The following is a 13,646-nucleotide window of genomic DNA, read 5'->3' on the forward strand; positions in this document are numbered from 1 at the left end:
TTAGATAAACGGCTTTTTTATGCATACGATTAGTGTTTTTTACTAAATACTTTCATTAACGGCAAAATGATTAGGCAACAAATTGTGCCGATAATAATACCTACCACAAAATCAACGAGGCTTGCGAATTGTGCCGGAATACCTAAGTGTTCAACAAAATGATGAATTTCGGCAATATTGTGCGAGAAAATACCGCCACCAACTAAGAACATCGCAATTGTCCCAATAACCGAAAGTGATTTCATAAACCATGGCATAATCACAAGTAGAGCTTTACCGATAGATTGCGATAAGCCGCTTTTCTTCTGCATTAACCATAAACCGATATCATCCAGTTTTACAATTAATCCAACCAAACCATATACAAAAACAGTGATCCCGATCCCGATACTTGAAAGAGAAAGAATTTTGATCATCGTTGATGATTCTTGTAATACACCTAATGCGATAATAATAATTTCTGCTGATAAGATAAAATCAGTACGGATTGCACCTTTGATTTTGTCTTGTTCAGAAACTTGTTCTTCTGTGTCGGAGTGATGATCATTTTTGTGTAGGAATTTATGTAATAATTTTTCTACTCCCTCAAAACATAGATAAGCACCGCCAATCATCAATAAAGGAAGAATGGCTTGTGGTAAATAAATGGATAAGAGTAGGGCAAGCGGAATTAAGATAACTTTATTGATAAACGAGCCTTTGGCTACGCCCCAAACGATAGGTAATTCACGTTCGGGGCTAATATTTTTTCCGCTAACTTGATTTGCATTCAGTGCCAAATCGTCTCCGATTACGCCGGCAGTTTTCTTGGCGGCAACTTTAGTCATGACAGATACGTCATCCAGAACTGCCGCAATATCATCTAATAGTGTAAATAATGAGCTAAATGCCATTGAGATACTTTCCTTAAAAATAAAAGTTATATAAAAAAACCGAGCTAAATAGCTCGGCTCTTCTGATTTCAATTCGAAATTAGCGACGTAAACCTAAACGTGCGATAGTTTCTGAATATTTAGCAAGATCAGTACGTTTTAAGTAGTCTAATAATTTACGACGACGTGAAACCATACGTAATAAACCGCGACGACCGTGGTGATCTTTTTTATGCTCAGCAAAGTGTGCTTGTAAGTGGTTAATTTGAGCTGTTAATAATGCGATTTGAACTTCTGATGAACCAGTATCTTTTGCATCACGACCAAATTCAGCAACGATTTTTGCTTTTGCTTCTACGCTTAGAGACATTTTAATATCCTTTTTCGTTAAGGGTTGATAATACATCCATAGCCGATCTCTAACTCAGCTAGGACAGGAGTGGCGAATTTTAAAGATAAAGCGGTTAAATTTCAACTAAAATTTGCAAAATTAAAGCGAAGAATGACCGCTTGGTTTTAAATATTCTTCTCTATTTGGATCAACTGTTTTTGATTTTCGAATCATGGGTTCAATGGTTGAGCCTTGTACCAAGATAGAGAACATGACTACGGCATAAGTCATGACTAAAATAAGATCTTTGACATCAATATCGCCAGCAAATGCGACTTTACTTGGAATAGACAATGCCATTGCTAATGCCAATCCGCCACGTAATCCGCCCCAGCTCATAATTTTAAGAGTGTAAGGGTTATAGGTACGGAATTGTTGCATCAGTTTGAATGGAATCCATAAACTGAAATAACGTGCGGCTAAGCAAACTGGAATAGCGACAATCATCAAAATGACGCCGTAAATATCAAAATCGACCAATAATAATGCGAAACCAATGAGGAAAAACAGTAAAGAATTGAGGAAGTGATCAATCATTTCCCAGAAATGGTCTAAATAACGTTGGCTTTGTTCTGAAAAACCCGAATGACGAGTCCAGTTTCCCATCATAATACCGGCTACCACCATTGCTAATGCACCGGATACGTGTAATACGTTACTGGCAAACATAAAACCGGCAGTCGGAATGGTTAAGGTAATCAAAATCTCCATTGAACCGTCATCAGTAGATGAAATTAAAATATGGGCGATAAAACCTAATACAAAGCCGAATAAAATACCTCCAATCGCTTCGTGCATAAACAGGCCCATAATACCTGAGAAAGTTGCTTCTTGACCGCCAAATGCCACAGCAAAGACGGTCACAAAAATCACTAAACCGACCCCGTCATTAAATAACGATTCGCCTTCTACTTGCATTGATAAGCGTTTGGGTGCACGTAAGTTTTTGATGATTGCTAAAACAGCAATCGGGTCGGTAGGTGAAATTAATGCACCGAATACGACGCAGTAAATGAAATCAATCGGTAAGCCGATAAGGTAACTAATTGCATAAATTAAACCGGCGATAAAAAAGGTAGAAGCGAGTGTTGAAAAGAGAGCGAAAGTGGTAATTTCCCATTTTTGATCTTTAAGAATCGGCAGTTTTACGCCTAATGAGCCGGCGAATAATAAGAAACCTAAAATCCCGTTCAGTAAGAAACTTTTAAAGTCAATTTGCTCCATCACTTCTTTGGCAATTGTATCGATATGAAATAAACCTAAAGAACCTAAAATCCAAACTAGCAGAGAACAGACCATCGCAGCCGGTAATGGCTATAGTTGATTGTACTTTGGCACTAATTTTACTTGTAATAAACCCGAGTAAAATTGACAGAGCCGAGAGGAAACAAAGATATGCATAAATTCCCATTGGGTAATCCTGTCGAAAAGAAAATAAAATAAAAGAGAAACTTGCGATAAAGCAAGTACAGGAGGGCGGAAATTAAAACAAGTTTCCTGATTAATGTAAAGAGGTAGATGAGAATCTATCAAGTCTAACTTACTTGGTAAGCGGTGCTTTTTTACTGGATTTTTGCTTGTAATTATTAAAATTACACATTTGAGAATTAACCGATTTACAGTATAATCGGCATAATTTTTTCAATAAACTTCATTAGGAATTTATCAATGATTGAAAATATGCACGAACGGACAAAAGGTCCTGTGTTTAAAATTATTTTTGCCCTAATTTCTGTATCCTTTGTGATTACTGGTATCGGTACAGGATTAGTCGGCGGAGATACATCGGCAGTAAAAGTGAATGGTACGGAAATTAGCCAACAGGCTTTCAATACTGCAAAAAATCGTCAACAAAGTGTGTTAAATGCACAAATGGGCGAGCGTTTTTGGGATTTACTGGATACACCTGAATATGCAAAGCAGTTTAACCAATCCGTACTAAACGGTTTGATTGATGATGAATTATTACGTCAATATGCAAAAGAATTAAAATTAGGTATTAGTGCTGATCAAATTAAAAGTGAAATTGTACATAGCCAAGCATTTCAACAAGACGGTAAATTCAGTAATGATTTATACCAACACACATTGAGAAGTAACGGACTGACGGCAGACGGTTATGCGGCGATTGTTAATGAAGCGATGCTATTCTCACAAATCCAAGAGGGAATTATTGGGAGTAATTTTACTGTTCCGGCACAAAACGAATTATTAGCGAAATTGTTATTACAAAAACGTGAAGTGCGTTTAGCTAACTATTCCGTTGCAAAAGAAGCGGAAAATCAGACCGCTTCAAGTGATGAATTACAGAAATATTATGAAGCCCATAAAGCAGAATTAATCGAACCGGAAAAATTGACGGTTGAATATGTTGCTTTAACGCCGGCTGACGTAGCAAAGAATGTGCAAGTGAATGATGAGCAAATTACGACTTATTATGAAAAAAATAAGGCGGACTATGCAACAAAAGGTGAAGCTCGTGTTGCTCATATTCAATTAGCCAATGAAACTGAGGCAAAAGCTGTAGCGGAAGCGCTTCAAAAAGGAGAGGATTTTGCTACATTAGCAAAAAGTAAATCAACCGATAAATTATCTGCGACACAAGGCGGTGATTTAGGTTGGGCGAAAGCCGGTACCTTCCCTAAAGCGTTTGAAGGCGCGTACGCAACGTTACAAGCCGGTCAGGTTAGTGCGGTTGTGAATGTGGATGGTGCATATCACATCATTAAAGTATTAGAGCGTAAAGGCGAAAAAGTGATTCCGCTTGAGCAAGTGAAAGATCAGATTGCAAAAACCATTCGCCAAGAATTATTGTTAACTGAATATTCTAATATTGCTCGTGAAATGGCGAACAAATCGTTTGAAAATAACGGCAGTTTAGAAGCGGTGGCTCAAGCCGGCGGCGTAAAAGTGCAAAAAACAGCACAATTTACTCAGCAAAATTTACCGGCGGAGCTTAATCATGAAAAAGTGGTCAAAGCCTTATTTAGCGGTGAGTTACGTCAAAACGGTCAAAATTCTGATGCGTTGGATATTGGTACAGAACACGAACCAAAAACGATATTTGTACGTGTAAGTGATTACCAAGCTGAACGAGTTAAAAGTTTTGACGAAGCGAAAAGTGAGCTAGACCTTGCAGTAAAACAGCAGAAAGCAGAACAAGTGCTTCGTACTAAAGCGGAACAACAAGTTAAAGCATTAAATGAAGGTAAATCTGTTGATGTGACTTTTGGTAATCCGCAAACATTAGTTTTTGTACAAGCTGAAAACGATAACCCAGCATTAGCTCAAACTGTTTTTGCTATGTCGAAACCGACTGATAAAGCGGTTTACCAAGTGGCTCAAAATCAGCAAGGTGATGTGATTATTGTTGCATTGGATAAAGTTACAGATGGTAATGTTGATGAGTTTAAGTCATTAGCAAGCCAGTTTAATCAAGCGGAACAGCTTTTATTACGTAATGATTTATTAAAAGACTTACGTGCAAAAGCGAAGATTGAGATTAATGATGATTTTATGGGACAAGCAGAATCATCAAGCCATTAATTTCAATGAATGATAAAATAAGAGAAACGCCTAAAGCCTAAGTTTTAGGCGTTTTTATTTTGTCTTATTTATCTTACTCTATATAATGGCAGATAATTTTATTTATAAAGGTTGGCGTTAGTGGAACTCAATATTAATTTTGCGATTTATTTGCAATTTTTCATTGGATTATTTGCGATAGTAAATCCATTCGGTTCATTGCCGATTTTCTTTAGTATGACTACGCACCAATATGAAGCAGAAAGAAATCATACCAGCTTAATTACTTCGGTTTCGATTGGTATCATTTTGTTAGTCAGTCTGTTTTTTGGAAAATTGATTTTAGATGCGTTTAGTATCTCGTTAGATTCTTTCCGTGTGGCAGGCGGTTTTCTGATTGTAAGTATTGCAATGACGATGATCAGCGGAAAATTAGGGGAACATAAACAAAATAAAGAAGAAAAAAATGCTGATGTGAGTGAATACGAAAATATTGGCGTTGTTCCTTTAGCAATGCCGATTATGGCAGGGCCGGGAGCTATTGGTTCTACGATTGTTTGGGGAACACGTTACAACCATATTACAGATTATATCGGTTTTAGTATTGCGATTATTGTCTTTGCGATAGTGTGTTATACCTTATTCCGTTTTTCCGCACCGTTAGTTAAAAAATTAGGTAAAACGGGTTCAAATGTGGTTACTCGTATTATGGGATTAATTCTGATGGCTCTCGGTATTGAAATTATTGTTGCAGGATTAGGGAATTTATTCCCCGGTCTTACTTCAATTCACTAGCAGGAGGAATAATGCCATCTTGTAAACAAGCGGTTAAATTCTTGAGAAATCTTACCAGCGTGCTCATCGGTTTTATGCTGTTAAGTTGCGACCAAAATTTACCGGTAAAACAAGTTAATGTAGTTAAGAATGAAGTATTACCTGAAATTGATCGTACCATTTTAAAACGTGCAATTTATACTAATAGATTTCAGTTAGATCCACATTTTGCCTATTCCGCGCAGATAGTGTGCCTCTCAGGGATATGCTTGTCGGGTTAGTGGCATATAATCAAAAAGGAGCTGTACAACCGGCGGTCGCGAAGACTTGGTTTACTGATAATCATAAAGATTGGTTGTTTATTTTAGATGAAAATGCCAAATGGTCGAACGGGGCCGCTGTAACGGCACAAGATTTTGTATTAAGTTGGCAACGCTTGGTAGAGCCTAAAAACGGTTCGCCGTTAGCGCCTTATTTAGCTTATATGCAACTGAATAATGCTAAAGAAATCGTAGCCGGCGAAAAATCTGTGGACGAATTGGGTATTAAAGCACTAAACAATTCCACACTACAAATTCAATTAAATAAACCGAATCCGATGTTGCCTAAAATGTTGGCTCATATTGCATTATTACCGACGTTTCAAGGTAAAGCACCGGATGGGAAGCAATTAGTCACAAACGGTGATTATTATTTAATGGCAAATACAGATAAAATGTTGGCTTTGCAAGCGGTCAAAAATAATATGGACTTTGTAAAAGTGGAATATCATCGTATTTCGGTATTACAATCAATTAAACCCTTTGATGTCATTGAAAATCCACTAGAAGGGCGAGAGCATAACATTTGGGAATTTCCACGTTTATGTACCTATTATTATGAGTTTAATTTAGCCGATCCCCAGTTAAGTCGTAAGGAAGTTCGCCAAGCAATTAAAACGATGATTTTATCCACTCGTATTGCTCAACAGTATGGTTTAGCCAATCTTTCAGTCTTACCCCCAAATATGCTGAAACCGACTCAGCGTCAATGGCATCCATTAGTGATAGAACCCTTACTGAAACAAGCCGGCATTAGTTCGACTAATCCGTTAAAATTGACGTTAACTTACGATGAACAACATAAACATGCGGAGATTGCGAATCAAATCATTCGTACATTAGGAGAGTCAGATCTTATTAAGATTCAGCCTCAAGCGGTAAATTGGCAACAATTATTAACTTTGCGAGATAAAAAACAGTATCAGATGAGTCGAGCTGGTTGGTGTGCGGATTATTCTGATCCGTTACCGTTTTTATTACATTTCCATTCAAAAAGTGTAGATAACAAAAGTAATTATCATAATCCGCAAGTGGATCAACAGTTAGAACAATTACAAAATCAGAATTTAACCGAGCAAACAAGAACAGAGCTTATTCAAAGTATCGTTCAACAAATTGATGATGATGTTGCGGTACTTCCGATGTTTCAGTATTATCGCCGCGTGGCATTAGATCCCTCCGTTTTAGGTATTGATCTAAATAATGATAGTGAAGTAATTTATAGTAAACATTTATATCGAATGAAACCTAAGGATTAATCGATGAATCAACTTAACGAACAGCAATTAAGTGAAATTAAATTTGTTTTACAAAATTTCACTCACCCAACATTGCAAAAAGATTTAATCGCGCTGAATGCGTTTAAGAAAGCGGAATTAGGTGCAGGTATTTTACGCTTAGAATTGACGATGCCATTTGCTTGGAACAGCGGTTTTGAAGTATTAAAAGCGGGAACGGAAGCAAAACTGAAACAAATTAGCGGTGCAAATGAGGTCAAATGGATTTTAAATTATCAGATTGCAACCTTAAAACGTGCGAATAATCACCCAGCAGTAAACGGTGTCAAAAATATTATTGCGGTGACTTCAGGCAAAGGCGGTGTAGGTAAATCGACTACCTCAGTCAATCTTGCCTTAGCATTAAAAGCACAGGGGGCAAAAGTCGGTATTTTAGATGCAGATATTTACGGGCCTTCTATTCCTCATATGTTAGGTGCTCAGGATCAACGCCCGACATCTCCGGATAATAAACATATTACACCGGTTGAAGTTTATGGGATTCAATCGAATTCAATCGGCTATTTAATGGCGGAAGATAATGCAACCATTTGGCGTGGGCCAATGGCAAGTTCAGCATTAAGCCAATTATTGAATGAAACATGGTGGACAGAACTGGATTATCTTGTGATTGATATGCCGCCGGGTACGGGTGATATTCAGCTTACCCTTTCTCAACAAATTCCAGTAACCGGTGCGGTAGTGGTTACGACGCCACAGGATATTGCATTATTAGATGCGGTAAAAGGGATTTCAATGTTCCAAAAAGTTTCTGTACCGGTATTGGGTGTGATTGAAAATATGAGCGTACATATCTGCCAAAATTGCGGTCACCACGAAGATATTTTCGGCACCGGTGGTGCGGATAAAGTGGCGAAAAAATACGGTACGCAAGTGTTAGGACAAATGCCGTTGCATATTCGTTTACGTCAGGATTTGGATGCTGGCACGCCAACGGTTGTCGCCGCACCGGAACACGAAACTAGCCAAGCATACATTGAATTAGCGGCAAAAGTTGCTTCGGAATTATATTGGCAAGGCTCAGTTATTCCGTCTGAAATTATGATCCGTGAAGTGAAATAATCGATAGATAGAACAAAAAGTTGATAATAATTATATTTTATAATCGTTACCAACTTTTTGTCTACTATACCTCTTTTTAATTTAAAGAGGCTATATTCCGAGTTTAAGATATTCGGTAAATATCTTGTTAAACTTGACCGCTTGTTTTCAATTTTTCGGCAACAATTCCCAAAACGCTCTAATAATCGGTTCTTGTAGCCTTTTTTCTTGTACACAAATTCCCAGTTCAAACGGCGATATCGGCTCAGGCAATTTCAAATAAGAAATTTGGTTATTCATCGGGCTGTGTTTAATCGCCACATCCGGTAACAATGCCACACCGCATCCTAATGCGACCATCGGCACAATCGCTTCATGCCCTGCAACCGTGGCATAAATTTTCGGTTCTTTAATTTTTAATTCTTTAAACCAACGATCGATTCGCTTTCTAACCGGCCCGTCAAGCGGCAAAATAAACGGCATATTTTGCCAATCAATCGGCGACTGTTGCAAACATTGTGTTGCCGCACACGCCACTCGTGGTGCAATAACTGACAGATGAATATCATCAATATAATGAAATACAATACTATTCGGCAGATGCTCCGGCTTACCGGTGAGTGATATATCTGCTTCAAAGGAATGAACCGTATGCACAGCTTGAGCCGGGTCGCCGGTACTTAGTTTGATCTCCACTTTCGGATATGCTTGACGGAACTGCTCTAGAATTTGTGGTAAATGGCTATAAGCCGCCGTTACCGAACAAAACACTTTTAATTCGCCTTCTAACTGACCTTGTGCTGGTGAAAGCTGATGCTGTAATTGTCGCCAATCAGACCAACTTTGTTTTGCAAACACCAAAAACTTTTCACCCGCTTCTGTTAAATGAACCTGTCGGTTATCTCGGATAAATAACGGTCGCCCTAACTCTTGTTCAATTCGTTGAATATGGCGAGAAAGAGTCGAAGCCGTCATATAGTTTTTTTCCGCATGACACGAATAAAACTTTTTGTTTGAGTAATATCTAAAAACAGTTTAAGGGATTGAAATTCCATCTAATTTTTCTTTTTTAGGATTAACTAATACAGCTTTGTTGGGTTCTTCAATTTCTAAGTATCCACTATCTCCACTTAATAAAGATGTATATACGACACCTTTTTTACAATCTGAGATTGGCATATCAAATCCCATTGTATTAATCATAAAAGTAGCGATTTGTTGATGGAATAATCTTTGACATTGATCAAAACTACTCATATTTTCGATAACATCTCTATTTTGAGTATAAATAAATGAAGGTACAAGATATTGTGGCTCATCCATAGTTCCTTGATTATAAGTTTTTTCTGTAACAAGTTGACCATGATCGGAAGTATAGATTAATAGATAATCATCTTTATTTCTACTTGCTAAATAGTCATATATTTTCTTTATAAATTGGTCAGTATTATATATAGTGCTATCATAATTATCTAAATAAGTACCATTTTTGAAAATCTTTTCATCTTCTGATAAATATTCTCCATAATTTGTATGAGAACCTCTTTGTTGCAATACTATAAAATTATTCCCTTTATCTAAATCAATATCTTTAAGTAATGGGATTAGACGGTGATCATTCATCCCTCTTGAAACATCTTCTCCTAGTTGGGTTGGCATAATTTTGTTTTGCATCCAATTTTTGCCCATTAAATTAATTAAGCTCATTTCTTTTTCAGGCTGAGATGTATAAAAATACGTTTCATACCCTTGTTTTATTGCTAAATTAAAAATATTCGTATCTCCTTTCATTATTTGTTCTATACCATTCGGATATGGAATTGCACTAAATAATGCGGGAACGGAAAGTGCAGTTAAAACACCAGCACTATAAGTTTCTTTTAATAATAAATTCTTATTTGGATTATTTTTAGCAAGCTCAGTCAAAAAAGGCATTGTATTACGATGATAACCAAAATAATTAACATGTTTAGCAGACAAACTTTCCCCCACAATTAAAATAATATTTTTTACTTTAGGCTGAGAAACGATTTCTGGCATGGGATAGCTATATTTCGGCAGATCACTTAAATTTAACAGATCATAAGGAAGTATCTTTCCTAAAAATATACTTACAGAATAAAAATGGGATTTAATTCTTGAGTGAGCCAGATTAGTTGTTACATTTTCTGAGCTTGAAAAAAATGAACGAACAATTATAAATAAGAAAATCAGAGAGAATAAGACATCAAAATAAATGATTCCTTTTTTGTTTTTACGATCGTTATGTCTAAAAAATAATATGGATAGGAATATAAAAGATTCAATTAATGCATAAATTAAGGCTGGTAGAACTTTATCCACCATACCAAAACCAGCATGCGTAACCTCGGTAACCTCTTTAAACATTAAAAGGTAATTAATGCTGTTAATCCAATTTTGATATACTTCATAGTGAATGTTATTAGCGATTACACCAAAACAAAATAGAAAAGTAAGTAAAATTCTTGTGATTTTCCATTTTGAAAAATACAAGCATAAAACAAATAAAAAGAAAATAAGGTAGTTTTCGAAATATTTCTCTAATGGATTGATATCAAATAATTTTCTAAAAAATATCTCGCTACACAAAAAGATTAAAGGAAATCCAAATAAAATTAGTATTGTTTTTAGTGTTATATTATTTTTAATCATTAAATACTCCTTTTAATTAAATAGTTATATATGACTTATATATAAAAAAACCCTGTCAAAAACAGGGTTCTTCTTACTTCCAATAAATTATTTTGTGCTTGGGATTGAGAAACGTTTGTTGAAACGTTCAACACGACCACCAGTATCAACAACACGTTGTTTACCAGTATAGAATGGGTGACAGTTACCGCACACATCAAGATTTAAGTTTTTACCCACTGTTGAGCGAGTTTTGATTACGTTACCACATGAACATGTTGCAGTAATTTCTGTATATTCTGGGTGAATACCTTGTTTCATTGGAAAACCTCTAATGAAGCCATATCGCCACTTATCTTGTTATACATTCGTATATCCGCTGATAAGTACCATATGTGAATAAATAATATGCCGAGCATTTGCTCGACGCCAAAAAGAGCCAGTATTCTATGGTATTTGGCAATTAAGATCAATACTCAGCCTAATCAATTAACATAATTTTCCACAAAAATATCCTCATTATATAACTTAATCAAAACAAATCATTTTCAATCAGTTTTTTCTCATATTTTGTGAAGAAGATCACAGATTTTCCTAGAGATTTTTTGAGTATTACTTCAAAAATAGTGTAAAATTAATTCCATTAACTAATCTATCTATTTCATAGAGTATTTGTCATTTTCTTGTCTAGGAGTAAACACATGGCAGAACGTAAAGTATTAGCGAATGCAATTCGCTTTTTAAGTATGGATGCAGTACAAAAAGCTAACTCTGGTCACCCTGGTGCCCCAATGGGTATGGCAGATATCGCTGAGGTATTATGGCGCGACTTTTTAAAGCACAATCCAACTAATCCTAAGTGGGCTGATCGCGACCGTTTCGTACTTTCAAACGGCCATGGTTCAATGTTAATTTATAGCTTATTACATTTAACAGGCTATGATCTTTCAATTGAAGATTTAAAACAATTCCGTCAATTACATTCTAAAACCCCAGGTCACCCTGAATATGGTTATGCTCCGGGCGTTGAAACCACAACAGGCCCATTAGGTCAAGGTATCACTAATGCGGTGGGTATGGCGATTGCAGAAAAAACATTAGCCGCACAATTTAACCGTGAAGGCCACCAAATTGTTGACCACTACACTTATGCATTCTTAGGTGATGGCTGTTTAATGGAAGGTATTTCGCATGAAGCCTGTTCATTAGCCGGTACTTTAGGCTTAGGTAAATTAATCGCTTTCTACGATGACAATAATATTTCAATCGATGGTCATGTAGACGGTTGGTTCTCCGATGATACCGCACAACGCTTTGAAGCTTATGGCTGGCAAGTTATCCGAAATGTAGACGGTCATGATGCGGAACAAATCAAATTTGCGATTGAAAATGCAAAAGTGGAAACAGATCGCCCAACATTAATCATCTGTAAAACTATCATCGGTTACGGTTCTCCAAATAAATCAGCATCACACGACTGCCACGGCGCACCATTAGGTAACGATGAAATCGCATTAACTCGCCAAGCGCTTAACTGGGAATACGCTCCATTTGAAATTCCAGCAGAAATCTATGCAGATTGGGATGCTAAAGCACAAGGTGCGGTAGTAGAAAAAGAATGGAATGCGAAATTTGCGGCTTATGAAGCAAGATACCCTGAATTAGCGGCAGAATTTAAACGCCGTATGGCTGGCGATTTACCAGCGAACTGGGAAGCAGAAAGCAAAGCATTTATCGAAAAATTACAAGCAAATCCGGCGCGATCGCAAGCCGTAAAGCATCACAAAATGCAATTGAAGCTTATGCGCATATCTTACCGGAATTCTTAGGTGGCTCTGCAGACTTAGCAAGTTCTAACTTAACATTATGGTCTGGTTCAAAACCAATCCGTGCAGATCATAACGTGGATGGTAACTACATTAACTATGGTGTGCGTGAATTCGGTATGTCTGCAATTATGAACGGTATTGCATTACACGGTGGTTTTATTCCTTACGGTGCAACCTTCTTAATGTTCTATGAATATGCGCACAACGCAGTTCGTATGGCGACATTAATGAAACAACGTTCATTATTCGTTTATACTCATGACTCTATCGGCTTAGGCGAAGACGGTCCAACTCACCAACCGGTAGAACAAACCGCATCATTACGCTATATTCCAAATTTAGAAACGTGGCGTCCGGCTGACCAAGTAGAATCTGCGGTAGCATGGAAAGCGACGGTTGAACGTAAAGACGGTCCAAGTGCATTAATTTTCACTCGCCAAAATCTTGCTCAACAAGAACGTACTGCTGAACAATTAGCAAATGTAGCTCGTGGTGGTTATATCTTACGTGAATGTTGTGAAAAAGGCGGTTGCCCTGATTTAATCCTGATCGCAACCGGTTCTGAAGTTGATTTAGCGATGAAAGCAACTGAAGTATTAGATGCAGAAGGAACAAAAGTTCGTGTAGTTTCAATGCCAAGTACGAACGTGTTTGATAAACAAGATGCGGCATATCGTGAATCTGTATTACCAAGCTCAGTAACAAAACGCGTGGCAATCGAAGCTCAATTATCTGACTTCTGGTACAAATACGTTGGCTTAGAAGGCCGTATCGTAGGTATGAATCGCTTTGGTGAGTCTGCACCTGCTTCCGAGCTATTTAAACTATTTGGTTTTACGGTTGAAAATGTTGTAGCGAAAGCGAAAGAAATTCTATAATTTCCATAAACTAAACAAAAGGCGAGAAAATAACATTCTCGCCTTTTTCTATTCAGCAACTAAGCG

General features: G+C 37.0%; 7 protein-coding genes and 4 pseudogenes. 5 read left to right on the forward strand and 6 right to left on the reverse strand.

Annotation, left to right across the window (positions count from 1 at the left end):
• Window positions 1-29 precede the first annotated feature (29 nt).
• The 3 genes and pseudogenes from NYR89_RS02005 to NYR89_RS02015 all read right to left on the reverse strand — a co-directional run bounded on the left by NYR89_RS02005 (window position 30) and on the right by NYR89_RS02015 (window position 2,674).
• Complete coding sequence (locus NYR89_RS02005; RefSeq protein WP_279446127.1) at window positions 30-893, reverse strand: DUF808 domain-containing protein; 864 nt, start codon at window positions 891-893, stop codon at window positions 30-32.
• A gap of 79 nt (window positions 894-972) precedes the next feature.
• Window positions 973-1,242 carry a 30S ribosomal protein S15 gene (gene rpsO / locus NYR89_RS02010; protein WP_005597777.1) on the reverse strand — a complete coding sequence of 90 codons (270 nt, stop codon included), beginning with the start codon at window positions 1,240-1,242 and terminating at the stop codon, window positions 973-975.
• A 120-nt stretch (window positions 1,243-1,362) separates the two neighbouring features.
• Window positions 1,363-2,674: pseudogene (locus NYR89_RS02015) on the reverse strand (cation:proton antiporter).
• 257 nt (window positions 2,675-2,931) lie between these two features.
• On the opposite strand from NYR89_RS02015, the gene ppiD reads away from it, so the two are divergent.
• The 4 genes and pseudogenes from ppiD (at window position 2,932) to apbC (ending at window position 8,242) form a co-directional block, all read left to right on the forward strand.
• A complete protein-coding gene (ppiD, locus tag NYR89_RS02020) occupies window positions 2,932-4,809 on the forward strand; it encodes a peptidylprolyl isomerase (RefSeq protein ID WP_279446129.1) in 1,878 nt (625 codons plus the stop codon).
• A gap of 120 nt (window positions 4,810-4,929) precedes the next feature.
• Window positions 4,930-5,583: a YchE family NAAT transporter gene (locus NYR89_RS02025; protein WP_279446131.1), complete on the forward strand. Its 654-nt coding sequence runs from the start codon at window positions 4,930-4,932 to the stop codon at window positions 5,581-5,583.
• Between the two features lie 11 nt (window positions 5,584-5,594).
• Window positions 5,595-7,141 (forward strand): annotated as a pseudogene (locus NYR89_RS02035) (peptide ABC transporter substrate-binding protein).
• Window positions 7,142-7,144: 3 nt separating this feature from the next.
• Window positions 7,145-8,242, forward strand: coding sequence for an iron-sulfur cluster carrier protein ApbC (gene apbC, locus NYR89_RS02040; protein ID WP_279446134.1), 1,098 nt, complete (start codon window positions 7,145-7,147; stop codon window positions 8,240-8,242).
• 147 nt (window positions 8,243-8,389) lie between these two features.
• Here apbC and ilvY read toward each other — a convergent pair.
• The 3 genes and pseudogenes from ilvY to rpmE form a co-directional block, all read right to left on the reverse strand.
• Window positions 8,390-9,276 (reverse strand): annotated as a pseudogene (gene ilvY / locus NYR89_RS02045) (HTH-type transcriptional activator IlvY).
• The gene (locus NYR89_RS02050) at window positions 9,257-10,894 is read right to left on the reverse strand and encodes a phosphoethanolamine transferase (RefSeq protein WP_279446135.1); all 1,638 of its coding nucleotides are present in this window, start codon (window positions 10,892-10,894) and stop codon (window positions 9,257-9,259) included. Before NYR89_RS02050 ends, ilvY begins: the two are co-directional and overlap by 20 nt.
• Before the next feature lie 87 nt (window positions 10,895-10,981).
• The gene (gene rpmE, locus NYR89_RS02055) at window positions 10,982-11,194 is read right to left on the reverse strand and encodes a 50S ribosomal protein L31 (protein WP_005597698.1); all 213 of its coding nucleotides are present in this window, start codon (window positions 11,192-11,194) and stop codon (window positions 10,982-10,984) included.
• Between the two features lie 380 nt (window positions 11,195-11,574).
• On the opposite strand from rpmE, the pseudogene tkt reads away from it, so the two are divergent.
• Window positions 11,575-13,580 (forward strand): annotated as a pseudogene (tkt, locus tag NYR89_RS02060) (transketolase).
• The last annotated feature ends 66 nt before the right edge of the window (window positions 13,581-13,646 follow it).

This window comes from Actinobacillus arthritidis (genome assembly GCF_029774155.1).
GTDB classification, from domain to species: domain Bacteria; phylum Pseudomonadota; class Gammaproteobacteria; order Enterobacterales; family Pasteurellaceae; genus Actinobacillus; species Actinobacillus arthritidis.

Bases quoted from the DNA above. Each gene is read 5' to 3' on its own strand.
- NYR89_RS02005 (WP_279446127.1), bottom strand. From the start codon at position 893: ATGGCATTTAGCTCATTATTTACACTATTAGATGATATTGCGGCAGTT.
- rpsO (WP_005597777.1), bottom strand. From the start codon at position 1,242: ATGTCTCTAAGCGTAGAAGCAAAAGCAAAAATCGTTGCTGAATTTGGT.
- ppiD (WP_279446129.1), top strand. From the start codon at position 2,932: ATGATTGAAAATATGCACGAACGGACAAAAGGTCCTGTGTTTAAAATT.
- apbC (WP_279446134.1), top strand. From the start codon at position 7,145: ATGAATCAACTTAACGAACAGCAATTAAGTGAAATTAAATTTGTTTTA.
- NYR89_RS02050 (WP_279446135.1), bottom strand. From the start codon at position 10,894: ATGATTAAAAATAATATAACACTAAAAACAATACTAATTTTATTTGGA.
- rpmE (WP_005597698.1), bottom strand. From the start codon at position 11,194: ATGAAACAAGGTATTCACCCAGAATATACAGAAATTACTGCAACATGT.